General features: G+C 43.4%; 14 protein-coding genes and 2 riboswitches. Of the genes, 10 read left to right on the top strand and 4 right to left on the bottom strand.

The window, feature by feature from the left end:
• Window positions 1-11 precede the first annotated feature (11 nt).
• The 3 genes from DW033_RS09250 to DW033_RS09240 are packed head-to-tail and all read left to right on the top strand — an operon-like array spanning window position 12 to window position 3,367.
• Window positions 12-1,427, top strand: coding sequence for a DUF4374 domain-containing protein (locus DW033_RS09250; protein WP_005867406.1), 1,416 nt, complete (start codon window positions 12-14; stop codon window positions 1,425-1,427).
• Between the two features lie 9 nt (window positions 1,428-1,436).
• Complete coding sequence (locus DW033_RS09245) at window positions 1,437-2,267, top strand: alpha/beta hydrolase (protein ID WP_005867407.1); 831 nt, start codon at window positions 1,437-1,439, stop codon at window positions 2,265-2,267.
• Window positions 2,264-3,367: a PepSY domain-containing protein gene (locus tag DW033_RS09240; protein ID WP_122143881.1), complete on the top strand. Its 1,104-nt coding sequence runs from the start codon at window positions 2,264-2,266 to the stop codon at window positions 3,365-3,367. Before DW033_RS09245 ends, DW033_RS09240 begins: the two co-directional genes overlap by 4 nt.
• Window positions 3,368-3,481: 114 nt before the next feature.
• Here the strand turns inward: DW033_RS09240 and fldA are convergent, their stop codons facing one another.
• Window positions 3,482-3,991: a flavodoxin FldA gene (gene fldA, locus DW033_RS09235; protein ID WP_005859688.1), complete on the bottom strand. Its 510-nt coding sequence runs from the start codon at window positions 3,989-3,991 to the stop codon at window positions 3,482-3,484.
• Window positions 3,992-4,161: 170 nt separating this feature from the next.
• A riboswitch (cobalamin riboswitch) is annotated at window positions 4,162-4,366 on the top strand.
• Between the two features lie 206 nt (window positions 4,367-4,572).
• Here fldA and DW033_RS09230 point away from each other — a divergent pair.
• The 7 genes from DW033_RS09230 (at window position 4,573) to DW033_RS09190 (ending at window position 21,083) form a co-directional block, all read left to right on the top strand.
• The gene (locus DW033_RS09230) at window positions 4,573-6,240 is read left to right on the top strand and encodes an Ig-like domain-containing protein (RefSeq protein ID WP_227713918.1); all 1,668 of its coding nucleotides are present in this window, start codon (window positions 4,573-4,575) and stop codon (window positions 6,238-6,240) included.
• A 17-nt stretch (window positions 6,241-6,257) separates the two neighbouring features.
• On the top strand, window positions 6,258-10,346 hold the full coding sequence (locus DW033_RS09225; RefSeq protein WP_122382686.1) for a DUF5074 domain-containing protein: 4,089 nt from the start codon (window positions 6,258-6,260) through the stop codon (window positions 10,344-10,346).
• A gap of 148 nt (window positions 10,347-10,494) precedes the next feature.
• Window positions 10,495-11,538, top strand: coding sequence for a PHP domain-containing protein (locus DW033_RS09220; RefSeq protein ID WP_044546544.1), 1,044 nt, complete (start codon window positions 10,495-10,497; stop codon window positions 11,536-11,538).
• Window positions 11,539-11,876: 338 nt separating this feature from the next.
• Window positions 11,877-12,081, top strand: a riboswitch (cobalamin riboswitch).
• A gap of 199 nt (window positions 12,082-12,280) precedes the next feature.
• The gene (locus tag DW033_RS09210) at window positions 12,281-13,948 is read left to right on the top strand and encodes an Ig-like domain-containing protein (protein WP_009016832.1); all 1,668 of its coding nucleotides are present in this window, start codon (window positions 12,281-12,283) and stop codon (window positions 13,946-13,948) included.
• A gap of 14 nt (window positions 13,949-13,962) precedes the next feature.
• Window positions 13,963-18,867, top strand: coding sequence for a DUF5074 domain-containing protein (locus tag DW033_RS09205; RefSeq protein WP_048927101.1), 4,905 nt, complete (start codon window positions 13,963-13,965; stop codon window positions 18,865-18,867).
• A gap of 32 nt (window positions 18,868-18,899) precedes the next feature.
• Window positions 18,900-20,183: an Ig-like domain-containing protein gene (locus DW033_RS09200; protein ID WP_233554167.1), complete on the top strand. Its 1,284-nt coding sequence runs from the start codon at window positions 18,900-18,902 to the stop codon at window positions 20,181-20,183.
• A 342-nt stretch (window positions 20,184-20,525) separates the two neighbouring features.
• Window positions 20,526-21,083, top strand: a complete 558-nt coding sequence (locus DW033_RS09190; protein ID WP_009016835.1) for a DUF2284 domain-containing protein — start codon at window positions 20,526-20,528, stop codon at window positions 21,081-21,083.
• A 130-nt stretch (window positions 21,084-21,213) separates the two neighbouring features.
• On the opposite strand, the gene DW033_RS09185 is transcribed toward DW033_RS09190, so the two are convergent.
• From DW033_RS09185 to DW033_RS09175, 3 genes are all read right to left on the bottom strand, one after another.
• The gene (locus tag DW033_RS09185; protein WP_122382684.1) at window positions 21,214-22,932 is read right to left on the bottom strand and encodes an ATP-binding protein; all 1,719 of its coding nucleotides are present in this window, start codon (window positions 22,930-22,932) and stop codon (window positions 21,214-21,216) included.
• A gap of 74 nt (window positions 22,933-23,006) precedes the next feature.
• Window positions 23,007-24,107, bottom strand: a complete 1,101-nt coding sequence (locus tag DW033_RS09180) for a PepSY domain-containing protein (RefSeq protein WP_044544887.1) — start codon at window positions 24,105-24,107, stop codon at window positions 23,007-23,009.
• A gap of 14 nt (window positions 24,108-24,121) precedes the next feature.
• On the bottom strand, window positions 24,122-26,461 hold the full coding sequence (locus DW033_RS09175; RefSeq protein WP_048927102.1) for a TonB-dependent siderophore receptor: 2,340 nt from the start codon (window positions 26,459-26,461) through the stop codon (window positions 24,122-24,124).
• Between the last annotated feature and the right edge of the window lie 15 nt (window positions 26,462-26,476).

The raw sequence follows: 26,476 nt of genomic DNA, 5'->3' as shown, positions 1-26,476 counted from the left end.
ATTAAAACAACATGAAGAAGAATTATTTAATGACAGGTCTTGCCGCCGCGTTATTGGTTGGGGGGGTATTTACTTCTTGTAGTGACGACGATCCTGTAAACCCGGATAACGGAGGCAACGGGAATGGAAATGGCGGAGGATCGACCTCGGAGGCGGTTTCGAGCTATGTAGTTGCCGCTTCTGTCGGTGACGCGAATTACTTGTTGACAGCCGATACGCTGGGTGATGGCTCTATCTCCGCTAAAAACAACGGACTCACTACGGAAAGCGGTACGCAATGGATCTTCTATAAGGATAAATATTTGTATCGTTTGGTTTACAATCAAGGAAATGCCGGTGTTACTTCTTCATACGTACTGAATACGGAAGGCAAGGTTAAGGAGCGTGATAATACTTACGAGATCAAGCGGTTTACTTCTTATGGTATCTACGGTGACTATATCATTACATCTTCTACCGGTGATCTGGGTGAGGAATATGCGGACGAGAATGGTTATCTGCCTAAAGGTTTCTTGCTCTCTTATCTGGATGTGGCCAAAGAGACGTTTACGACAAACACGAATACGATCTTGTCGGAGAATTATTTGGGAAATGGCGAGTTTGTTACGTTAGCGGGTATTCTCCAAGCGAACGGCCGGATCTATTCCGCGGCTATCCCGATGGGATTGAGTAAGTACGGCGTGAAAGCGGAGGGAGGTAAATATGTTAAATACCCGGAGCTGGTAAAGACTGAATCCGGAGGAAGCGGTAGTGGCGCTTACGAAAAAGGGGAATTGCAATGGACGCAATATCCGAACGAGGCTTGGGTCGCTATTTATGCGAACGAGAAATTCGAGAACCCGAAACTGATAAAGACGGATAAGATCAGTTATGCTTGCGGACGTAACCGTTCTCAATACTACCAGACCATTTGGACGGCAGACAACGGCGATGTGTATGTGTTCTCGCCCAGCTATGCCAAGACGATGACCGCGGAGGTACAGAAAACGACTTTGCCGGCCGGTGTAGTTCGTATTAAGGCTAACGCGGAGGGGTTTGATCCTGATTATTATTGTAATTTGGAGGCACAGACGGGTGGTAAGGCATTCTTGCGTTGTTGGCATATCACGGAAGATTATTTCTTGTTGTTGATGTATGATCGTCCGTTGACTGAATCCGGATTCGCCGCGAAAGAGTTGGCTATTTATAAAGGAGAGGATAAGAGTCTTACTTACGTGAAGGGGCTGCCTTCCACGGATGTTATTTCCGGATTTGGCAATACTCCGTTCTCGGAGGATGGTATCGCTTATATGGCGGTTACGACTACCGATGGAAGTCAACCTGCCGTGTATCGTATCGATCCGAAGACAGCTACCGCAACAAAAGGTCTTACCGTTGAGGCAGAGCAAATCAGTGGTGTAGGTAAATTGACTGCCGCTCAAGAGTAATAAGCAAGTATGAGTCGGACTCACATTCTTTTAATATTCCTCCTGCTCCCGCTAACCCTGCGGAGCCAGGAGGATATTTGTATAGGAAAGGAACTGGTTTTGTACTCTACCGTATTGCAAGAAGACCGGAGTTATTGGATACACCTGCCGGAGCATTATAATATGGATACGAAACAACGCTATCCGGTTGTTTACCTGCTAGATGGAGATTCTTTCTTTCATTCGCTGGTAGGCATAAGGAAAACGTTGGCATCCGGTAGAGGTAAATATCTACCTCCCTGTATTATTGTCGGGGTATTAAATACGGATCGGACACGTGATTTTACGCCTACCGCTTCAGCCGCCGGACGGGATGGTAAAATCTCCATAGATGCGATTCCGCAAGGAGGGGGAAGTGAGGCTTTCAGTAAGTTTCTTACGGAAGAACTTCGCCCTGCTATCGATAGTGCCTATCGCACGAACGGCTGGAATATGCTTATCGGTCATTCGTATGCGGGGCTTTTCACCTTGAATACGTTTCTTCGTCATACGGAATTATTTGATACCTATCTAGCGGTCGACCCTAGTTTGTGGTGGGATCAGGGGCGGTTGGTCCGGGAGGCGGAGGCTTTGGTTGCAGGCCGGGATTTTAAAGGGAAAAGCCTGTATATCGGTGTCGCGTCTAAAAAAAGGACGGACCGGGTGGACATTCATCTTGACAAAGTGAGTTATCTTCTTTCGGAGCTTTTACCGCAAGCGGAGAACCTGCGTTTCTTTAGTAAATCATTTCCCGACGAGAACCATGGAACGGTAGCGGTTCCGGGTATATATGACGGGATTAAACAATTATTCGGAAAATGAGAAAATTCTTTGCGAAAGTACATTTATGGCTATCGATACCTTTTGGCATTATTATTGCGATTGTCTGCCTGACCGGGGCGATTCTCGTCTTTGAGACAGAGATATTAGAATTAGGCTACCCTTCCCGTTATTTTGTAAAGGAAGTAAAAGGGGAACCTCTCTCGCCTGCCGCCTTGATAGAATCGGCGCGCCAACAATTACCCGATTCGGTTCGAATAAACGGTATTCGGGTATCGTCTGACCCGAGACGAACTTATCAACTGGTATTACCGGGGAAAAAGGCCGCGGGTTTTATTGATCCCTACACCGGGGAGGTGACCGGGATGGATGACGGACAAGGTTTTTTCCTGAAAATGATGCGTCTTCATCGTTGGTTACTTGATGAGTATAAACGGGATGGAAGTTTTTCTTGGGGAAAATCAATAGTTGGCTATGCGACTTTGGTCTTGGCGATTATTATTATGAGTGGAATTGTTATCTGGTATCCCCGTAATAAAAAAGTATTGAGAAACCGGTTGAAAGTAAAGACCAAGGCTGGTTGGTTCCGTTTCTTCTATGATTTACATGTCTCCGGGGGATTCTATGCGGCATCGCTCCTGCTTATCTTAGCGTTAACCGGATTAACATGGTCGTTTGGCTGGTATCGAAATGCCTTTTATAGTGTCTTCGGTATTAGTGCAAACCCGCCTCAAGCGCATCATGCTCCAGCTTCTTCCGGCGCGAGGAAACCTGCGAAGAAAAAGACGGATTACACACAATGGGCTGAGGTGTTATCGGCATTGAAAAGCCATTATCCGGACTTTAACTCAATCACGATCCAAGATGGCTCCGCTACGGTTTCTACGGCCCGTTATGGAAATACAAGAGGAAGCGACCGTTACTCCTTTGATCCTGCAACGGGTGAGATTACGGAAGTCCAATTATATAAAGATCTCCCGAAATCGGGGAAGATAAGAGGATGGATTTATTCCGTACACGTCGGCTCGTGGGGGGGAATGACTACCCGTATATTGACTTGCTTAGTTTCCTTGTTGGGGACGATCTTCGCGATAACCGGCTATTATTTTTGGATAAAGAAACAATTCAGGAAACTGAGATGAAAAGAAAGAGGTATGTTTGAGCCACATACCTCTTCATAAATCTAAACCAATCTAGTTGAATACGCAAACGTTGCAATATTAAGGTTAAACAGTTATGTATGTAAAAGTGTGCGTCTATTCAATTCCTTCTTTCCTTATAGATGCCAACCACTGGTCGATCCGCCCTTCCGTTTGATCGTCCTCGTTCATTTCATCCAGAGGAAGTCCGACGAACATACCGTTTATGCAGGCGGTGGAACTGTCAAATGAATATCCCGAAGCATCTACAGCGCCAATGAATTTGCAACCTGTATTTCGCAGGTCGGAATAGATCGTGCCGATGGCGTCACAGAAAGTGTCGCTAAAAGAGGCTGAGTCTCCGCAACCGAATAATGCGACGGTTTTCTCACTTAAGTCCAGCTTTTTCAGTTTCCCTAGATAACTATCCCAATCATCTTGCAAATCTCCGGCGCCCCAAGTGGAACAGCCTAATAACAAGATTTCATAAGGCGCCACATCAGCGGGAGAAGCGTTAGATACGTCATGAATATCTTTGTCTTCCACACCCAGCTTCTCCGCGATACGTTTCGCGATCCCTTCCGTCGTTCCTGTAGACGAGCCGTAGAATATTCCTATAGTCTTCATTTCTATTTGTTTTTATAGTTTGATAACGAAAGCAAATATCCGATATCTTATTAGTCTCGGCAATACCTACAAATATGTATTTTGAGGGTCGCGAATACCCATGAATGATCAGTGATGGTTGGGGGAAGAAAGCATTTTGTGAATTTGTCGATAATTTGAATTGTTTTTTATAAATTTGCCAACGTATTGGTTCGCCTACTTTATTCAGGGTACGGCGATTAAAAGGGAATCAGGTGAGAAACCTGGACAGTCCCGCTGCTGTAAGCTCCAAAAAAGCTTTAGACATCAACTCATTGCCACTGTTTCCGGAAGGAACGGGAAGGAAGTTCTAAAGTGGAGTAAGTCAGAAGACCTGCCAATGCCGGATAACCGCCGCGATTTTACGCTACCGGGGTTTAGCGTATGATTCAAATATGGAATACAAAGAACATTGCTCTAAAGAGGTAATTTGGATAGGGTAAGTTATGCCGTAGTTCGTGGGGAACTATGGACGATTTATTTTGTGTTAGCCTGTTAAAGCCATGTCCTTTTATATCATTCAGTGTATTTGTTTTTTGGAGTTTTACATTAATATTATGCTTATGAGAAAGTTTTTATCTTTTTTCTTTGTAATGGCTTTTTACGTAGTGGGAGCCTATGCGCAGGTATTGGTTCAAGGTCAACCGCATCCTTTCGCAAGGAATATCTCAACAAAGCAGGAGTCTCAATTAAGAGCTGATGCCAGTTTTACTTTCGATGACATCCAATATTGGGTTGGTAATGGTAGCAATAAAGCCGCTTTAGTGATTGAATGGCATGATGGGAATCGCCCGGATGCCATGGTTTGGGGATATCGCTGGGATGGCGAGGCTACCGGACATGATATGATCGTGGCGATTGCTCAAGCAGATCCGCGATTGGTATTGCTCACCCAATACACCGGCTGGATGGGATATACGATCGATGGAATCGGGTATGGTGAGAGTATACTTAATATTTCTTATGATCTAGAGGGAGCGAAGTCTGAGCCTAAAAATGCGTTTAAATTTGAACCTCCTATCACAAATCCGCTGTTGGGACAAACTTCTCACCCTGAGCATCCGGCAGAGGATGTTGCGGCCGCCATTCGGCAAGGGGTTCAAACAGGAGTTATTTATCACCCGATAAATGCGGAAAGATATGGATATCCATCTTATGACTATGACTATTGGAGTTGTAGCAATGGCATTCATTGGCAAGCCGGTTGGTATTATGGTTATTGGAGTTATTTTGTGAGAAGTAGTCAAACCTCGAATTTTAGTTATTCTGGTTTAGGTGCGACAAGCCGTGTATTAACGGATGGTTGTTGGGATGTGTGGAGTTGGAATGGGAATATGAATACATCAGAAGGAACTCAGCCCGGGGATGTCTTTGTCGCTGCGACAATACCTTCTGGAGGTGGAGGGGATGAACCCGAGATCCCAGTGATACACGTAACATCCATTTCTCTCAATAAGTCTTCTTTGCGTTTACAAGCAGGAGCAAACGCAACCCTTGTAGCTGGTATCTCTCCTGTAAACGCTGATAATAAGCAGGTTACTTGGAGTAGTTCCGATACAGGCATAGCAACCGTAGAAGATGGGGTCGTAACAGGTGTCAAGCCCGGTGTGGTGAAAATAACAGCCCAATCGGTAGATGGCGGATATACCGCTGTTTGCGAGGTAACGATAACGGAAGTTGTTATTCCGGAAATAGATTTCAATGGTCTTGATGCTGTTTTAACTTTTCCGAAAGTAGAGGAAGCCACCTCTTATGAAGTTCGTGTTTATAGAAATGAGGATAGTGGTCATAAAAGAATCGCTACTTATGTAATCGATGCCGAAGGTAATATAATCACAGAATTAAGAGCGGTGAGCTTACAAGGCTCTTCTGGGAAAATTTTGGTTCCATTGAAAAATTTAGACATAGACGGTGTTTATACGATAGAGATACAGGTGCTGAATGGATTGGATATAATAGATACCTATACAGTAGAAAAAATATCGAATCCAGTAAGTAATGAATATTTATCCGCAAGTGGTAGTCGGGTAATTTATCAAAATGGGACATTGTCTTTGGAGCATTTGGATGGATATCATTTTTATTTAATGACAATGGAAGGAAAAATATTGAGAACCTTTATAGCTCGAGTTCCCCACGAACTTTATCCTATATCGCTTCCCTCCGGGAATTATCTGTTGACAGGAGAAAAGGATGGAGACCGGAAGGTCTTTAAATTCCGTATTAATTAATAATTAAATTCATTTACATGAAAAGAACACTTTACTTAAGTATGGTTTGCTTACTATCGGCCTTTTCGGCTGTGGGGCAAACCGGTTCGCGGGGGCTGAATCCGATAGAGAAGCAGAAACTGCAATTACCTGAACTTCCGGCTTCGCAAAGCCGAGTCACGCTACTACGTTCAAGTGAAAACGTAGATTATACACAGGGAGTCTTTATTTTGAACGAGGACTGGTTTGGTCATAACAACAGTACTATTAATTTTATGACTTCTTCTGGTGATTTCGCTTATAAGATTTTCCAGACAGCAAACCCTGGTAAAGAATTAGGTTGTACATCTCAGTTTGGTACTATTTTTGGAGATAATATGTTTATTACTTCTAAACAGCCAAAGGATGGTGGAGCCAGTATTGAAGGAGGTCGCTTGAATGTAGTGGATGCCAAGACAATGAAAGTGAAAGCTCAATTTACGGATATAGGCGGAGGCGATGGACGTGCTTTTTTAGGCGTGAATGACTCTGTTGGCTATATTGGCGCTTCAAACGGTATTTTTTTGTTTGATATAAAGAATTTGACGGTTGGAGATCAATTGAAAGGTGCCTCAAATTCCGGGGGACTTTATAATGGTCAAGTAGGAATGATGGTCCGGACAAAAACATATGTGTTTGCGGTTCAGCAAAGTAAAGGCGTTTTGGTGATAGATCCTCTAAAACATGAGATTATCAAATTGATAGAAGGAAGTTTCAGTACTTTGACACAAAGTAAGGATGGCAGTGTTTGGGTAGGTGCTGGATCACGCCTGTTATGTATTGATCCGGAGACTTTGGAAGAAACTTATCTATCATTACCCGATGGCTTGACTATACCGGATTCATGGTATGCTTGGACTGCGGGTGTTCTTTGTGCAAGTACGCAAGAAAATGCTATTTATTGGACAAAGGGAGGTGGTTTTAGCAGTGGTAATGAGATTTATCGTTATGAGATCGGTAATCCTTCTTCTATGGATAAACCATTTTATACCATTCCGGAGAAGGGACGCGTATTGTATGTGGGTGCCGGTTTACGTGTAAGTCCAGATGACAAATTGTATATTTCCGCTTTTGAGAATTTTGGCTCTATAAACTATTGGCAATATGTTGTAGATGCTAAAACTGGCCGTCAATTAGGGTGTTATCCGCTAGAACCCAGCTATTGGTTCCCTGCCATGCATATCTTCCCTGATAATGAGGCTCCGGTTGTTAAAGATTTTACTTCGATAGAGGCTGGTATTAATGATGCGCCTATAACTGTATCTTTAAAAGATATGGCTACGGATAAAGACAATATAGCTGAAGCTATCTATAAATCCGTTAAATCAGTATCGAATGAGAGTCTGTTATCTGCATCTATCTTAGGTGATAATCTGACTCTAACATTGAAGCCGGATCAAACAGGAGAAGCTACCGTCTCCGTTAATTTCGATTCGAATGGAAAGATTGTCACAAAGGATTTGAAAGTGACGGTGAAAGGAAAAGCAGTTTATTTAGATAAGCATGAGTTATCTCTGAATGTGGGTGAAAAATCCACATTAAAGGTGACTGTTCCCGAAGGTGTTTCTGCCGTATGGACTTCTTCGAACAGCAATGTGGCGAGTGTGGCGAATGGAGAGATAACCGCTGTTGCTCAAGGTACTGCCAAAATTATCGTGTCAGCAGGTAATGAGAAGGACACTTGTCTTGTAAATGTTTCTCTTTCAGTCCAAAGTTTGACTTTAGATGTTGAGAGTGATACGACCCGTGTACAGCGTGATGGTACACTCCAGTTAAAAGTTAAATTACATCCTGAAGGAGCGGTTCTACCTGAATTGCTTTGGAACTCCTCGAACACAAAGGTCGCTCATGTGAATAATAAGGGATTGGTTACGGCTTTTGCGGATGGACTAGCAGTTATTAAGGTTATGAGCGCAGATTCATCCAAGATGGATAGCTGTGTTATCAAGGTTCTAGCCAATATTCAATCCGTGAGTTTACCGGAATCAATATCCCTAAATACGAATTCGAATGGAAAGCAACATACTTATACGTTGAAACCTACGTTTATACCTGCTAAGCCTACAAATACGGTTGTTAGTTGGAAATCTTCGAATGAGGATATTGTCACGGTTTCAGAGAAAGGCTTAATTACGGCTATTAAAGCAGGTGAAGCTACCATTACGGTGACTACGGAGGATGGATCGAAAACTGCGGAATGTAAAGTGAATTGTGTACAATGGCCGGATGCGGTTAAATTGGATTTGACATTTGTTTCTATGAAACCGGGTAACACGCAGCAATTGACGATAACGACAACACCAGATTCGATAGGTGCCGTACCAATGAAGTATGTTTCTGATACGCCGGATGTTGTTACGGTTGATAAGAATGGTGTATTGACCGCAAAAAAATATGGTGAGGCAATCATTACGGTGTCTCCGTTAAGTGGTGCGGATGTAAAAGCGACTTGTAAAGTTGCGGTTGAGATTCCTGTAACGAGCATCCAATTGGATAAAGATACGATTTGCCAGAAACCGAACACTTTCGCTCAATTGACCGCAACTATTAATCCGGGGGATGCTACATTCCAAGAACTGACATGGAAGTCTACCAGTATGAGCCCCGTGCGCGTGTCTAGCGATGGCAAGGTTTCTTTCGTTCGTCCGGGTAAATCAAATGTCGTCGTTACTTCAAAATACGGAGGAATAACCGATACTTGCGTAATAATCGTTGATTCAATCCATGTGGAATCTTTTGAATTAAAACAGCATGAGATGACAATCGATATCTCGAAGTCTGGTCGCTTAGAATGGATTTATGCGCCTGATGACGCATCTCAGACAATGCCCGATATAACGGCCGCTGATGAAGATATATTATATATTTATTATGATGGACGTATTCGTGGAGAAAAGGCGGGCTCTACTTGGGTCTATGCGAATATGGAAAATGGCAAGTTTGTCGATTCTTGTTTAGTCCATGTCGTATGTGATATAGATACTGTAACGTTGAATAAGAATCAAGCTACGATAGAACTAGGTCGTACGATAACGTTAACTCCGACAGTTAAAGTAAAACCAACCGTAGAGAATCCGGAAGAAGTGGATCAAACAGTTTATTGGAAAAGTGATAATAAGGAGATCGCTACCGTTGTGGACGGTGTAGTGATCGCTATTTCAGGAGGTTCTACTCGCATTTGGGTATATACGAATTACGGAGATATTCCTGCCTATTGTGATGTCACGGTAGTTCCGGTTACGGAGGCTCCTTCCTCTTCAGTTACAGGGGTTTCTTTAAATGCTTCTTCTTTGTCTTTAGATAAGGGCGAGACGGCTGTTTTAGCTGCGATTGTCACTCCTTCAAATGCGGAAAATAAATCCGTGTCATGGAGTAGCTCGGATATTACTGTTGCTTCTGTAGCCGACGATGGTACGGTTACCGCCGGAATTGCCGGTGTCGTTACGATAACCGTAACAACGGATGACGGTGGTTATACGGCCACTTGCGAGGTTACGGTAACCGACCCAGACTTGGATAAACCTGTGGTTGAGGCCGCTGATTCCACGGCTACGCTGACCTTCCCGAAAGTGCCAGAGGCTACCTTCTATGAGGTCTCCGTATACAAATATGTGAATGAGGTTCCCGTATTGTTTGGTGTTTACACGATGGATGCGGACGGGAATATCCTCACCAGCTTGCGAAGCGATCTGCGTTTAGGTACTCCGGATAAGATCGCTATATCCTTGCGGGATTTGGATGAAGATTCTGATTATATCGTGAAAATTACGGCTGTTAAAGAGAAAGACGGAAAGAAAGAGGTGGTAGGCACATTCTATAGTGAACCGTTCTCTACCTCTTCCGGGACGGTCAGCAATGAGACGATAGGTGCGGGTGAGGCCCGTATCTATTATTACGCCGGCTATCTGCATTTGAATAATCTGGAAGGCTATCGTTGCTATATCGTAGGATTCAACGGTACGGTATTGGATGCTTTTGAGGTGACCGATTTGAATGAGAGCCGTTTGATGAGTTTTTCCAAAGGATCTTATATCATCACTGCCATCAATGGCAATGATCGGATAACGAGGAAGTTCGTAATCAAGTAATATCGAAACAAGGTGAAGGAGAGTCAAAAGGCTCTCCTTCCTATCGTTATAACAATGTGATATGAATGACATTTTAAATTAATTAGCTTATGAGAAAATTTTGTTGTTTATTTCTATCTTAGTACCCCGTTATTGAGCAATTTTAAGCATGAAAAGATTCATAGTTCCCGCATTGCCGGACGAAACCTCTGAGGAAGAGGATGTTTACGAGCTAACGCATATCGATCACTTGTTTATAAGAGACCGGATCGAGATTCCGGGATTCAGTAATTACGAGACGTTAAAATGTGACTTTCATACCCATACGGTATTCTCCGACGGCTTGGTATGGCCCGATGCCCGGATATATGAGGCTTGGCAGGAGGGATTGGATGCGATAGCGATTACTGACCATATCGAGCACCGGATCAACAAGGTTATTTTGAAAGGAGATTTAAACGAATCTTACAAAATCGCTAAAAAAGCCGCTGACGACATGGACTTTATCGTGATTCCCGGAGCGGAAATAACACGTTCCAAGCCCTTGGGACACCTAAACGCCTTGTTTGTACAAGATGTCAATCTTATGGAGAAAGAAAATCCTGTGGAATCTATTGCCGAGGCAAAAAGGCAAGGGGCATTTATTGTGTGGAATCATCCCGGCTGGCCGAATCATAAGGCCACTTTATATCCCATACATGAAAAACTGATTCAAGAGAACATGATCGATGGTATAGAAGTCATGTCTTACAAGGACTTTTACCCGATTGCATTAGAATGGTGTTCCGGTTTTAAGAAAGCGTTTATGGCAAGTAGCGACGCTCATTGTGTTCTTTCCGGGATATACAGGAAAGGACTACGTCCCCTGACGCTGGTATTCTCGGAAGAAAGAAGTGAGAAAGGGATACGGGAGGCATTGTTCGCCGGTCGTACGGCCGCGTTATTCGATGGGAAAATCGCGGGAGAAGAAAAATACTTGGCCCCATTGGTCAAGGCCTGTATCCGGGTTAAGCGAATGAGGAATACGTGTTTGGAGGTAACCAATATATCTGATATTCCTTTCATTATATATTGCGAAAACAATTTATACCTGCTCCCGGAAAGAAAAACGATTATAATGATGAATCCTAAGGAAAATAGTTGGATAATGAAAAACTGTTTTATCGGCAGGAATAAGAACCTATCGATTTATTTCGATGATTTTTCGGTATGAGTCAATTTTCATCCAGCTCAGAGACCGGGCCCTAATGCGGCATATTACGTCTCTACAACTAGATATAAATTTCTCGGAAGGGCTAAACTTTTCGATCCGTAATTTCTCTAGTGCTTCCGACAATCCTCTGGCGGTAGCACGCTCATCGATCTCCCCTGTTTTCATCCGAACTGATCATGTGGGTATCTATATTAAATCGGATTACTATTGATAGTAACCGCATTTTTTATGGATAGTAGTCGGTATTTCCCTCGTCCTTATTTTTTAATTTATACAATATGCAGTATAGTCAAAAAAAAGCATTTAATAATATTGTGTATATTTTGAATTGTTTTTTATAAATTTGCTGCCGTATTGGTTCGCCTACTTTATTCAGGGTACGGCGATTAAAAGGGAATCAGGTGAGAAACCTGGACAGTCCCGCTGCTGTAAGCTCCAAAAAAGCTTTAGACATCAACTCATTGCCACTGTTTCCGGAAGGAACGGGAAGGAAGTTCTAAAGTGGAGTAAGTCAGAAGACCTGCCAATGCCGGATAACCGCCGCGATTTTACGCTACCGGGGTTTAGCGTAGGATTCAAAAAGGGGAAATATACGAAGTGAATATTGCTTTACATGAAGGATTGATCGGGTGAATCGTGACTTAGTACCTCCCGGACTATGGAAATATTCATGATTATTTGATCTTTCTTTTATATTCCCTCTTGATCGTTTTTTGGAGTTTTACATTTAATATAAAAGCTTATGAGAAAAATTCTATCTCTTTTCTTTGTAATGGCTTTGTGTGTAGTAGGTCTTTCGGCGCAAGGATTGGTTCAAGGGCAACCACATCCCTCGGCTCCGAATGTGCTGGCGAAAACAAAGTCCCAGTTAAGGGCTGACGCCAGCTTTTCTTTTGACGACATCCAGTTTTGGGTAGGAAGCGGCAGCAAGAGAGCCGCTTTAGTGATCGAATGGCATGATGGGAATCGACCGGATGCTATGGTTTGGGGATATCGCTGGGATGGCGAGGCTACCGGACACGATATGATCGTGGCGATAGCGAAGGCCGATCAGAAACTTCTTTTATTAACCCAATATACGGGTTGGATGGGTTATACGATCGATGGTATTGGATATGGGGATAATCTGGACGTCCGATATGATTTGGATGTGGCCAAGAATGAACCGAATAATGCTTTCAAATTTGAACCTCCCATTACGAATCCTTTGTTGGGGCAGACTGGTTTTCCTGAAAATCCGGCGGGGGACGTAGCGGCGGCTATTCGACAAGGCGTACAAACCGGGGTTATCTATCACCCGATAAATGCGGAAAGATATGGATATCCATCTTATGACTATGACCATTGGAGTTGTAGCAATGGCATTCATTGGCAAGCCGGTTGGTATTATGGTTATTGGAGTTATTTTGTGAGAAGTAGTCAAACCTCGAATTTTAGTTATTCAGGTTTAGGTGCTACAAGCCGTGTATTGACGGATGGTTGTTGGGATGCGTGGAGTTGGAATGGAAATATGAATACATCAGAAGGAACTCAGCCCGGAGATGTCTTTGTCGCAGCGACAATACCCTCTGGAGGTGGAGGGGATGAACCCGAGATCCCGGTGATACACGTAACATCCATTTCTCTCAATAAGTCTTCTTTGCGTTTACAAGCAGGAGCAAATGCAATCCTTGCAGCTAGTATCTCTCCTGTAAACGCTGATAATAAGCAGGTTACTTGGAGTAGTTCCGATACAGGTATAGCAACGGTAGAAGATGGGGTCGTAACAGGTGCCAAGCCCGGTGTGGTGAAAATAACAGCCCGATCGGTAGATGGCGGATATACCGCTGTTTGCGAGGTGACGGTAACGGAGACGGTTACTCCTGAGATCGATTTTGAAGGGACCGGGGCGGTTATCTCATTCCCTAAAGTGGAGGAAGCCACCTCCTATGAGGTTCGTGTCTACAGATATGAGAATGGAAGTTATAAAAAGATAGGCACTTACGTAGCGGATGCGGAAGGCAATATCATTACTGAACTACTGACGAAAGGCTTACGGGCTACTTCCGGCACTATATCCGTCCCACTGAAGAACCTAGGGAGGGATGACGCTTATCGGATAGAGATCCAAGTCATGAATGGCTTGGACGTGATCGATACCTATATGGTAGAAAAATCTTCTGATCCGGTGAGCAATGAGACTATGGCTCCCGTTATCCCAAAGGTTTCCTATCAGAATGGAGCGTTGCGCTTTGAGCATTTAGCCGGATATCAAATCTATTTAATGCAGATAAACGGGAAAATGTTGGAACGTTTTGTGATTCAAGTTCGGGAGGAACTTCATCCAATATCTCTTCCATCCGGGAATTATCTACTGATAGGCGAAAAGGATGGCGATAAAAAGACATTTAAAATTCATATTACTCAATAATTAAATTTATTAACATGAGACGAACACTTTACTTAAGTATGGTCTGTTTGCTATCGGCTCTGTTGGTAGTAGGCCAAACCGGTTCGCGGGATCTGAATCCGATAGAGAAACAGAAATTGCAATTACCTGAATTACCCGGTTCGCAGGCACGAGCCTCGATGCTTCGATCCAATGAAAGCGTGGATTACACGAAAGGTACCTTTATCGTAAACGAAGATTGGTACGGGCACCAAAACAGTTCGGTGAACTTCCTGTCGGATGATGGGACTTGGACATATAACGCGTTCCAAAGAGAGAATCCGGGACATGAATTGGGATGTACGAGCCAGTTCGGTACGATTTATGGGGATTTGTTGTATATCGTGTCCAAGCAATCAAAAGATGGTGCGGCATCTGTAGAGGGAAGTCGCTTAGCGGTAATTGACGCGAAAACGATGCAAGTGAAGAAGGAATTTCAGACGATCAACAGCGCAGGAGCTGATGGACGTTCTTTTTTAGGAGTGGATCTGACGAAAGGTTATATCGGAACGAGTAATGGTATTTATGTTTTTCATACAGGATACGATGAAAAGACCGGAAAATATGATGAAAACCAGATGTCTATCGAGGCCAGCGCAATCGGAGGAACGACGGGAATTTCTTCCAGCGATTTGTATCATTCACAGATTGGAACCATGATCCGTGTTGGAAAATATGTATTTGCGGTACATCAAACGAAAGGATTGTTGGTGATCGATCCGAAAGAAGATAAAGTTATCAATATGATATTGAAGCCCGAGGAGGATAGTAATCATGGCTTGGGCTCTATCGTGCTTTCTAAAGATGGTAATTTATGGGCTAGCGTGACATTCGAGTTAACTGGTACCGGAGCGACAATGCCTTATATGTGGAAAGTGAATCCATATACGTTAACAACGCAAAAGGTAGATATACCAACAACGGATGGTATTGAGGAGATTCCCAACTCTTGGTATGCATGGACCGCCGATGGTTTCTGTGCCAGTACGAAAGAGAATAAGATCTATTGGAAAGGACAAGGCTCCGGTAGTTGGTTCACGGGATATAAGATTTTCTGTTATGACATAGATAAGGATTCTTTTTATCAAGTATTCGACTTTACAAAGCTAGATAAAGGAGATTGGCGTCTTTATGGTACGGGATTCCGTATTGATCCGGTGGATGATAATATGTATTGTTTCCTTTATCATGAATTCTTAAACCCGGAACATGAATTAGCGGTAATTAAAACAGACGGAAGAGGGGATACGAACGGAACAATGGTAGGTCGCTATCCTTATGAGAAAGTGAATTATTGGTTCCCTGCTTTGCCTGTGTTCCCGGATAACATGGCTCCGACAATCACAGACGGTTTACCTAGCGAAATTACGTTTTCCGCTGAAAATACGAAGTATAGTAAATCAATGGATGAGATTATAGAAGATGGTGATAATATGATTTCAGCGGTTGTTACTACGATTGTGAATCCGAATCCGGAACTAATTAGTGCGGAGGTGATAAATAACACGTTGACTATTGCTCCGATCGTGGAGAGTATCCAAGAAGTGAAAGAAATTCAACTTAATTTTGAGTTTAACTCAAATGGTAAGATCGTAAATAAACAAGTTGTCGTAAAGTTGACAACTTCAACAGTAGCTCCTTTTGAGTTTAATGAAAAAGAGGTGACACTGGAAGGAAAAGAAAAAACTTTAACATTGGCTGTTACAGGATTAGCGGAAGAGACAATAGAATGGAGTAGTTCTCATCCTGAAATTGTGAGGGTTTCGGAAGATGGTACTGTCATTGGTGTCACTTATGGTACTGCGATAATTACAGCGAAGAGTAAGATACGCCCGACACTTTCTGCGAAATGTTCTGTTACTGTCAAGCGTCCAGCAATGACATTAAAGGAATCTTCTGTAGAATTATATGTTGGAGAAACAAAAGAAAGAGTGCTGACTCCTGTAGATAATAGAATAGAATTAGGAGAAAAGATAGAGTGGACTTCATCCGATGAAAATATCGTAACGGTGGAAGGAACGGCATATTATGCGAATGTTACTGCTCATTCTGCTGGTGTCGCTGAAATTATTGCGACAATTAAATCGGAAATAACCGGAGAAACTTTGTCTGTAACTAAACGTAAGGTAACGGTAGAAACATTTATACCTGTCGAAAAAATAGAATTGCGATTCGCATCTTCAGGAGAGTTGCTGCCAGAAGATGTCATAACGATGAACCTGAATGACAAGCTACAGCTTTCCGCTATTGTTAGGCCGGACAATGCCAGTTCGAAGGATTTGAAATGGTCTTCTAGTGATGAAACTGTTTTTTCTGTTAGTAATGCAGGAGTGATACAAGCAAAGGGTAGTGGTGAAGTGACTATTACTGTTTCAGCTGCGGGCAGTGATGCTTTAGCTTCGTGTCAACTTTCTTGTTCGTTTGAGTATGAAGGTGCGGCCTTTAAAAATAAGACTGTAAAATATAATTATAATGATGGTGCCGGAGAGTGGTTTTTGGAAATTCCTGTTGTTTTTAAACCAGCTAAGCCTGATTATATTGATATTATAGATGCTAGAGTTGAAGGAGATTTAGCGGATCGTTGGGGATTTGACAGTTTTGACGGTGAGAATTTAGTTTTGAACTGTTATGATGATACTCAAGGGACAGGAACACTTATAGCGACAGTCCAGGACTCGCAGACAGGGGAAACGAGTGAAATCTCTTGTCTTCTGTGTAGTGCAAATGATTTAACTAAGTTCGAATTGGAAAAAAGTTCATTGTTTATGAAAACCGATGAAACTTTTCAGTTAAAACCTCAAATAGAGTGGGGAGACGTAGAACCTGTAAAAGTCTTATATGTTTCATCGGATGAAACGATAGCTTCTGTTGATGATGGAGGATTGGTTACGGCCCATAAAGAAGGGAAAGCAAATATTGAAGTATATCTTGAAAATGGTTTGGCTTCTACAGAATGTCAGATAACTGTTGCAAAAGTTGCTGCTGCCAGATTAACAATTCTTGTACCAGATAGAATTGTGAAAGTGGGACAAAATGAAAGGTTTCAGTTCACCGCAAAAGTTTATCCTGATGATGTTAGTTTCTCTTCGGTAAAATGGAGTGGTTCTACTTATATTGATGAAAATGGTTTATTTCAATGTCGCAATATGTCTAAGCATACAATCATAGCAACATCGGAAGATGGTCAAGCGTCTGACACGTGTATGGTTTATGTACAAGGAGAAATACCTCTAGAATCCTTTAGTGTAGAACCTAAAGATATATTATGGGATATAAATGATGGACAGGTTTATGATTTGCGCTCTAAATTTAAATTTAATTATTATCCAATGAATTCGTCTTGCGCTTCTAGTACAATGCTTCCTGAAGTGGTTATCGAAGATGAGGATATTATTACTTATGTAAAACCGGATCCCTCAGGATTGAACGGAGGTTATAAACCATCAAAGGTTGGGACAACAGGAGTTGTGTTTGAGGCGATAGATGGCGGTTTTAAAGATTCTGTTCAAATCCATGTGACTGATAAGAGCTTAGGGGTTTGGGGTGTGACTTTAGAGTCTTCTCAAAGAGTAGCGGCTATTGGTGAGCATTTCACTTTATCTTATGAAGTACAAACTGATCCAACAAAGCCGGATGTGGAAAAAAGTGTGACATGGACTAGCAGTGATGAAAATGTTGCGACAGTTAATTCTAAAACAGGAGAGATCCAAGCATTAGCTGACGGTGAAACGGCAATTCGAGTGAAGACTGATACTGGTGGGTTTGTTGCGACGTGCACATTGTCAGTGGGAAAGGGTATTATAAAAGTGACAGGTGTTTCTTTAAATCAAGATCGGCTGGAGTTGCTAATAGGGCGTTCTGCTCAATTAATAGCGACAGTTCTTCCGGAAAATGCTAAAACAAAAACTGTAAACTGGTCAAGTGATAATCGATTGGTTGCGGAAGTCGATGAAGATGGCAATGTTTCCGCATATGAGGAAGGAACTGCTACGATCACGGTAACAACCCTTGATGGAGGCTATACAGCTACTTGTAAAGTGATTGTTTCTGCGGAACTGGAAAAACCGGGGGCAAATGTTACGGGTGTTAGCCTAAATGCGTCTTCTTTGTCTTTGAATAAAGGTGAGGAGGCTGTATTAGCAGCGGTGGTATCTCCATCCAATGCGATTAATAAATCAGTAACTTGGAGTTCTTCGGATGCCACGGTAGCCACAGTAACTAACGACGGTACGGTTAAGGCCGGTATCGCCGGTGTAGCTACAATTACGGTGACAACAGATGAAGGTGGTTATACCGCTACTTGTGAAGTAACGGTAATAGATCCGAATTTGGAAAATCCCGTGGTTGAAGTAAAAGATTCCACGGCTATATTAACATTTCCGAAAGTTCCGGAGGCTACTTTCTACGAGGTGTTTATTTATAAGTACGTAAATGGGATACCTGTATTATTTGGTGTTTACACGGTTGATGCAGAGGGTAATATCCTTACTGGCTTGATGAGTGAGCTTCGTTCTGGGGAACAAGAAAAGATCAAGGTCTCTATTCCTGAATTAGATGGAAGTTCAGAATATATCGTAAAAGTTACAGCTATCAAGGAAGGTGATGGTAGGCAAGAGATATTAGGAACATTCTATAGTGAGCCATTCTCCACATCCGGTCCGGTGGGTAATGAGGCTATCGGTGTTGGTGAAGCGATGATTTATTACTATGAAGGTCGATTGCATTTGAATAATCTGGAAGGTTATTCTTGCTATATTGTAAATATGAATGGCGCTATATTGGATCTTTTTAAGATATCGGGAATTAACGAGTCTCATCCAATCCAATATTCAAGAGGTGCTTATATTATAGTAGTGGTAAAAGATAATGATCGGATGAGCAAGACGATCGTTGTTAAATAAATAATGTATTAACAAATTAAACATTGATGAGCATGAAAAAGCTTTATCTTTTTCTCGCATTAATCTTAATGGCGGGAAGTATCAGCGCACAGCGTATGGTACAAGGTGTGTTACGTTCGGATTTACCGGCGGAAAAACAGAAAGCGGCTTTGATGTCCGCAAGGAGTAACCGTACTTTTTCTTTTGACAGTATTGATTTCTGGGTAGGTGATGGTGAAAACCGTGCGGCTATAGTTTTGACTTGGCATGACACTGATAAAACCGTACCCGATAATATGGTATGGGGATATCGATGGTCTGCTGATGTAGATACCATTTCTGGATTGAGCCTATTTGAGTCTGTGATGAAAGCTGATCCCCGTTTGGTTGGATTGGTTCAATATACAGGTTCAATGGGTTATACGATTAATGGCATTGGATACTGTGAACCAAGAGCGACTTCAATGCAAATATCTTTTCAGTTAGACAGCGCTAAAGCTCATGTTAGTTATACTTATCCAGATAATGCGGCAACACTTGCAAGAACTGCTATAAACCAAGGAAAATCATCAGGTGTTATTTATCATCCATTTGGTTCAAATGGAACAAGTTATCCTGCTTATGATTATGACTATTGGGTGGCTACGGCTACGGCAACTAACCACTGGTTCGCTGGTTGGTATTCCGGTTATTGGAGTTATTTCGTTCGTGATTCCTATACTCAAGATTTCTCTTATTCCGGATACGGGGCATCAAGCCGAAAAGTCCAGAATGGTACTTGGGATGCTTGGAGCTGGAATAGTTTTATGGGAACGACATCGGGAACAGAACCGGGTGATAATTTAGTAGCGGCAACTCCTATCATTTGGCTTAATAAGAAAGCTATTTCTTTGAGTGGAAGTGGAACCTATCAATTAGTTGCGTCTGTACAATCTGCTTATGCTTCTTTAACGGGTGCGGTATGGTCTTCTAAGAATACTGCTGTTGCGACAGTTGATCAAACGGGTAAAGTTACGGCTGTAGCTCCGGGTACAACTGAAATCAAATTAATTACAGCTAATGGTAAATATAACACGTACTGTAAAGTAACCGTAACCGGTACAGCCACGAAATCAGCGGCCGCAACCGCAAACATCTCTTATTCCGACAATTCCTTGCATGTAAAAGATCTAGCCGGTTATACCGGTTACATCACGAACACCGCAGGTTCTGTAGTATCTACTTATGTGATCACCTCTTCTGATGACGTGAAAACAGTAAACTTGAATAAAGGTGTTTATGGCTTTACAGCGGTAAAAGGTACAGAGAAAGTCTCTGTTAAGTTTGTCGTGAAGTAAATCATCTCTTGATTTCGCTAGAGCGCTCTCTCTTACTTATGAGAGTACTCTAGCGTTACAGATTCCGTGAAAGATGTATGATCTTACGGCGATAAGATTATACATCTTACAACGGTAAGATCATACATCTTATAATGGTAAGATCATATATCTTTTATCGAACTACAAGCTAGCTTTTGGATTAATTTGCGTTCCTTGCGACGATCCCGGAGTATATCACCATAATACCATGCCATTGTTTTTTCATTGAAAGCTTCACGTGTAGCTGTACTGTGTTCCCTGTATTATAATGTATGTAGTTGCTGATTTTTTTATTTCTTTACAAGAAAATTTTCTTTTCATATGATCGAATATAAAAGCTACGATTATACAAGAACCATCCCTGTGGATGATTATATCTTACGTTATCGGGATGAGCGGCGTTTCATGGCCTATTGCCGGGAGTGTCGTAGGTATGGAAACAGTTGGAGTTGTCCGCCTTTTAATGATTCGGAGGACTATTTATCCGGGTTTCGGAATCTATTGATTGTTTGTACGCGGATTACTCCTGTCGTATTGGATGTACCGGATGCGGTGGAAGCGGGGCAAGAGTTGATGCACCGGGAAAGGAGCCGATTGGATAAACGTCTTCTTGCGTTGGAGGAGGAATATAATGGACGGGCGTTTTATGCCGGTAGTTGTATCCTTTGCCCTTGGGAAGAGTGTGCACGTAGATCTGGTAAGGCTTGCCGCTACCCCTCGCGGATTCGTCGTTCCCTTGAAGCCTGTGGGTTCGATCTGGGACGTACTACCTCGGAGTTGTTCGGTATAGAGATGAAGTGGTCCGAGAATCGGAATTTGCCGGAATATTTACTTCTGGTTAGTGGATTCTTATCTGATAGGGAAACCCCGATTTGGTAAGTTAACTTACTTCGTCGATGGAGTTAACTTACTTCGTCGATGGAGTTAACTTACTTTACCGATGAAGTTAACTTACTTTGTCGATGAAGTTAACTCCGTGAAATGGAGGAGTGGTACGGCTAGGCTTTATTTATTCGGTAACCTCCCAGCATTTCCATCCTTTATTGGCGCAGATATATACAATGTACGAGCGTACATTATATATAGGGAATTTCAGTTTGGTATCCTTGGCGTAAGCACGTACTTGCGCCACGTCCTCGGGGCGGGGATCGTTTAGCGCCAGCATGTGTTCGGCCTCTTTCGCCTTGAAATACTTGAATTCCACGACGCGATCGTCTTTGTAATAATCCGTGCTGGGTATGCCGGTCATCTCGAAATCGGAGCGGCCCGCCGAGTTGTTCTGTTCGATGGCGAACGTATAGTAACTACTCAAGTAGCGTGAGCAAAGCTCGAAGAAGGAGCAACGGATGAAGTTCTCGTTGATCTTGTCGAATACCTGCGCCGGGAACTGCCCGAGATACTGCTCGAAGTAGTTTTGTACCAACGGTTCGAAACGGCGGTCTTCCGTGAAGCGTTCGTAGGTGGGTACATAACGGGGAGCGCCACCTTCTATATGGTTCATCTCGTTGTAATAGTCCATGTAGATGCTGCGCATCGTGAGGTTGGGTAACACCATACGGTAATTATTCCTCAGCGTGGTCATGCCCAGATAAAAGAGGCTGACGGGATAAAAGGTCTTGTCGAAGAACTTCTTCTTGTTGAACTTACTGGATAGGTCGGCGATGTTGTAAGATAACTCATCATTGATAACCAAAGCATCAAGCATTTCTTTTGCGTTTTCCATGGATAGGGTCAGACGACGGATCCAGCTGATATCGGTACGCAGGTTCTCATCGACCAGTTCAGAGGGGATAAAGCCATTCAGCGCCGCGAAGTTCTTAAAGAAATAAGTCAATATCGTAGAGTTGAACAAAGGCTCGGCTCCCGGACGGAAACGATAACCATCATAATTATTTACGATGAGTTGCCAAAGCTCCTCAAAGGAGTCTTGCCCCATACCATATTTGTCGATGACATACCTTAGGTAAGCGTTGGCCTCCTCATAGGTAAATCCCAGCATATTTAGGAAGCGTGGCTGCAAGGTGAGGATCTCCGCTATATTGTACCCGCTCGTCAGGTCGTCCATCGTTACGGGAAGGACACCCGTGCAGAAACAAGTTCGGATACTGCCTTCGCCAATACCTTTCTTTATTACCTTGAAGAAGGTACGCAGGAAGCTGTCCTTCGTGGTTACTTGCTCATAGAGCGGATCCTTATAGGCGGTTAATAATTGATTGGTGAAATTATCATATTCGTCTATCAATATGTAAACCTTCGGGAGGTCATGCTCACGGGCATACCCCAAGGCCTCTTCCAGCATTTGGGAGGCATTGCCTTTGGTGGTAAACTGGAAGTCTTGGAATAAGTCCCGGTTGTGTGTCACCATGATCTCCACGGGAGAGCAATTCAAGCGGTTGAAATTCCGCTCCAACCCCTCCATGTCATCTGCCATGGCCATAGCGGAGAAATCATAGCGTACGATCATGTAGCGGCTATGTTCCTCCGTCGGGTGTTCCCCGATCCAAGTGCCGCCGAACAATTCCTCGAAACGATCGGCCTTGGTGCGATCGTAGTAACAGGCAAGAGTGGATACGAGTAGGCTTTTCCCGAAACGACGGGGACGCAGGAAGACCGGGGCGTTGTAGTTCTCCAATCCGGGGATAAAGCTCGTTTTATCCACATAATAGAACTTACGCTCCCGTAAATCTATAAAATCCGCTACCGCATAAGGAATCGTTATTCGTTCCATGACATTTCTTTTTTCGTATATTACACAATACTACAAATATATAAAAATTCCTTATGCGATGAGATTTCCTGGACTTATGTTTTCCGGAAAGGGTATTGTTTCTGCCGATGGCGAATAACCCAAATGTAAAAACCAGTGAAATAGAGAAACGGTACGGCTAGGCTTATGAGGATCCATAGGATTCTGGAGAAGTGCCCGAGGAAAGTGCCGAAGTGGACAAAGTACATGGAGCGGACAAGCTTCTCGGCGGCCGGTTTGTCTTTCCATAGGTTTGTGGCGACGACCTTTCCGGTGATAGGATGGATGTAGATATGGTTGCTTCCCGTTCTTTCGAAGTCCCCTTCCTGATACATCCGTACGGAGAAGACAGACGTGTTGTCTTTCGGGAAGAAGATCATTGTCGGGGTTCCCTCTTTGAACTCTTCTTGGGCGGTCGCTAAAACGGAATCCAATGATACCCAATCACCTGTGTATTTATCTGTTTTTGGTGCCGGTGCGACTGCTTTTCCTGCGGATATGGATTCAAAGAAAGATTGATATTCTTTCTTGAACCCGAAATAAGAGCCGGTAAAAGCGATGACTAGCAAAAAGAGGGATGTACATATACCTATGATGGAATGCGACTTGAAAAGCTTGGCTCTCAAGCCCATCTTTCGGTTCACGGAGAAGATACGACGCTTGGGTAATAATAGAAAGCCGGAGAGAGTTAGGAAAATCAACAGGAATCCCGATAAGGCGACGATGGTCGCTCCTTGCTTTTTCAATAGCAGGTTCACGTGAAAGTCGTATAACCATTGAAAAACCTTATGCCGGTATCTGTCCACTCCCGTAACTTCCCCTGTATAGGGATTGACATAGATCTGGATACGGCCTTTCTCATCCGGGAATGTAGTACGGAAACTGTAGGCGCAATCCTCGCCTCCGTATAAGACCATATTATTGATCTTAGCTTGTGGATATTCGTGCCTTACGTTCTCTAGCAAAGTTTGCGGCGACACGGTTCGGGAGGCTGGCTTGACAAAAGCGATATCCTTGACAGATAGTTTTTCAAGTTCCGGCTTGTACACGATCGCTGTGCCGGAGAGGCATATTAGGGTTATTATTAGCCCTAATATGAGTCCGGTGTATAAATGTAACTTTACTATGATCTTTCTAATGATCGAATTATGCGACATGTCTTGTGCCTTTTTTAGAAGTTGACCGCTAGCATAACCATCAGCGTCCTGGCCGAGCCGGGGAATAAAAGATAGTTCCCTTGGGATCCGGTATAATATTCTTGGTTGAATACGTTTTTCAAGTTCGCCGAGATCTTGTAGAAACTGCGCTTGTAAGCCACGAAACAGTCAACCAGATGATAGGCGTCCAGATCGATCGTATGTGCCATGTTTCCGTAGGATTTACCTTGGAAGTACCAACCACCGCCGAAAGATAAGCCTTTAACCGGGCCTTTACGGATTAGGTAGGAGGTCCATAGGTTGAACTGGCTTGGTGAGATATTGGCCAGTTGCGTACCTACGGGATAGGTCTCGTCGTTCGTTTTCGTTACCTCGGCATGCGTATATGCGTAATTGAAGGCTACGCTCCAACTGGGAGTGATCTCTCCGTTTACCGAAAACTCTATACCTTTGCTGGTCTGCTTGCCGATCAGTATCTTATATTCCTCGTCTTCTGGGTCTATCGTCGGCAAGTTGGTCTTCGACAAGGTATAGAAGGCTAGGCCGGTGCTCAAGCGATCGTTGAAGAATGATTTCTTGACTCCCGCTTCCCATTGTTTAGAGGTAATCGGGTCGAATGCCTCGCCATCCTTCGTTTGCCCGGATTGAGGGACAAAAGACTGACTGTAGGTAGCATATAGGCTCAAGTCGGGCATGGGCAGATAAACAAGACCCACACGAGGCGAGATGGCAAAGTTGTTTTCATCCGTTTTTTTATCCTTAATATAATTATCTTGTTTATCGTTCACCCAGTCCGCACGGGCACCAAGCAATAACTTCCATTGATCGGAAAAGCTTACTTGGTCTTGTAGATAGATTGCGTAGGTACGTTGGGTGATACGTAAGTCTGTACTCTGTTCCATCTCGAAATCAACTGGTTCTTCGGAATATTCCGGATGAACATAACTAATCGGGGTGTACATATTCCCTTTTACTTTCCTTCGGTTGGTAAGCCATCCGTATTCCAAGCCCGCTATTACTTTATGCTGGATGAAGCCCGTCTTGAAGCTGCCGTTCAATTCCTCCAATACATTGGTATAATTGATTTTTGCGTCCCAATGTGCCAAACGGCGGGTAATCGTGCTGTCCTTCTGAGGGGTTTTCATCTGGAAATACAGACGATCCTCATGCGTGAAATATTGGCGGGCGGAACTTCTGAATGACCAGTTCTGGTTGAAACGGTGGGTCAACTGGAAACCAACGCTATTATTGGTAAACTTGCCATAGGCCCACGGTTCGCCAAGGAATGTCTTGAATCCGTTATCTATCACCTCATTGTTGATATGCAAAACGCCCGGATCCTGTGTCCTTTTATCCCGGAAGATATCGGCATCGATATTAAGGGTGGTCTTGCGTCCTAAGTCAATGTCGATGACTGGGGTGATGTCGTATCGTTTGCTGTTTTGCGGTTTCCTGAATTTGTCGGCATCTTCATACATTCCGTTCAAGCGGTAACGGATGGTCTTTTTGGTGTTCAGCGGGCCGGAAATGTCGATAGAGGCTTGCTTATAGTCGTAACTGCCGTATCTGATCGTAGCGCCATACCGGGGCGTATATAAGGTCGGCTTGGTGATAAAGTTGATGATACCTCCGGGCTCTACCGCTCCATAAAGGACAGATGCCGGGCCTTTGAGGATCTCTATACGCTCGATACTGGATAGCGCGTCGTTCGAGAACTTTAGGTATCGTACCCCGTTCCTGAAATAGTTACGGGAGTTCGTCATGGAGAAACCACGGGAAGAGAAGACCTCGTTGATGTTGGAAGCCTCGCCGGAAGGTCCGCCTTTCACGCCGCCCAGGTTCCTTACGGCCTCGGTCATGGTGGTAGCCTGTTGGTCTTCCAATAATTTCCGGGTCGCTATGCCTACGGTTCCGGGTATTTCCATCACGGGGATATCCATACGGGTAGCCGAATTAGCGATGTCGGAGTTATAACTCTGTGGTTTTGCCCCGACGATATCTACCTCGGGTAATCCTAATAGTTTGTAAGATAACTGAATCTCCATCTCGTAAATTCCTTCTCCCGCGGGAATATCCCGGATCGCCGAGACGGTGTTGTAACTGTTGGTGATTAGTACGTGGTCCTTCGTGTCCTTTAGTGATAAGGAGAAATACCCATCCGTATCTGAAATAACCCGTATATCCGTACCCTTAATGTAAATGACAATGTTTGCCATCGCCTTGTTGTCTTCATCTACGACCGTACCGGATATGACTCTGGAACTTCCCTCGGATGGCCTACTTTGAGCGACCGTCCGGGTGCCACACAAAACAATCCCGCTAACAATTAGCAGGAACAAATAAAAGTGTCTCATAATGTATAAAAATTA

Source organism: Parabacteroides sp. AF39-10AC (genome assembly GCF_003635405.1).
In the GTDB taxonomy this organism is placed as follows: domain Bacteria; phylum Bacteroidota; class Bacteroidia; order Bacteroidales; family Tannerellaceae; genus Parabacteroides; species Parabacteroides distasonis.
Note: the sequence above shows the minus strand (reverse complement) of the source record. Positions and strands in the feature narration are given on the sequence as shown.

Excerpts from the sequence above, each read along its gene's own strand:
- DW033_RS09250 (WP_005867406.1), top strand. The coding sequence starts at position 12 with ATGAAGAAGAATTATTTAATGACAGGTCTTGCCGCCGCGTTATTGGTT.
- DW033_RS09245 (WP_005867407.1), top strand. The coding sequence starts at position 1,437 with ATGAGTCGGACTCACATTCTTTTAATATTCCTCCTGCTCCCGCTAACC.
- DW033_RS09240 (WP_122143881.1), top strand. The coding sequence starts at position 2,264 with ATGAGAAAATTCTTTGCGAAAGTACATTTATGGCTATCGATACCTTTT.
- fldA (WP_005859688.1), bottom strand. The coding sequence starts at position 3,991 with ATGAAGACTATAGGAATATTCTACGGCTCGTCTACAGGAACGACGGAA.
- DW033_RS09230 (WP_227713918.1), top strand. The coding sequence starts at position 4,573 with ATGAGAAAGTTTTTATCTTTTTTCTTTGTAATGGCTTTTTACGTAGTG.
- DW033_RS09225 (WP_122382686.1), top strand. The coding sequence starts at position 6,258 with ATGAAAAGAACACTTTACTTAAGTATGGTTTGCTTACTATCGGCCTTT.
- DW033_RS09220 (WP_044546544.1), top strand. The coding sequence starts at position 10,495 with ATGAAAAGATTCATAGTTCCCGCATTGCCGGACGAAACCTCTGAGGAA.
- DW033_RS09210 (WP_009016832.1), top strand. The coding sequence starts at position 12,281 with ATGAGAAAAATTCTATCTCTTTTCTTTGTAATGGCTTTGTGTGTAGTA.
- DW033_RS09205 (WP_048927101.1), top strand. The coding sequence starts at position 13,963 with ATGAGACGAACACTTTACTTAAGTATGGTCTGTTTGCTATCGGCTCTG.
- DW033_RS09200 (WP_233554167.1), top strand. The coding sequence starts at position 18,900 with ATGAAAAAGCTTTATCTTTTTCTCGCATTAATCTTAATGGCGGGAAGT.
- DW033_RS09190 (WP_009016835.1), top strand. The coding sequence starts at position 20,526 with ATGATCGAATATAAAAGCTACGATTATACAAGAACCATCCCTGTGGAT.
- DW033_RS09185 (WP_122382684.1), bottom strand. The coding sequence starts at position 22,932 with ATGGAACGAATAACGATTCCTTATGCGGTAGCGGATTTTATAGATTTA.
- DW033_RS09180 (WP_044544887.1), bottom strand. The coding sequence starts at position 24,107 with ATGTCGCATAATTCGATCATTAGAAAGATCATAGTAAAGTTACATTTA.
- DW033_RS09175 (WP_048927102.1), bottom strand. The coding sequence starts at position 26,461 with ATGAGACACTTTTATTTGTTCCTGCTAATTGTTAGCGGGATTGTTTTG.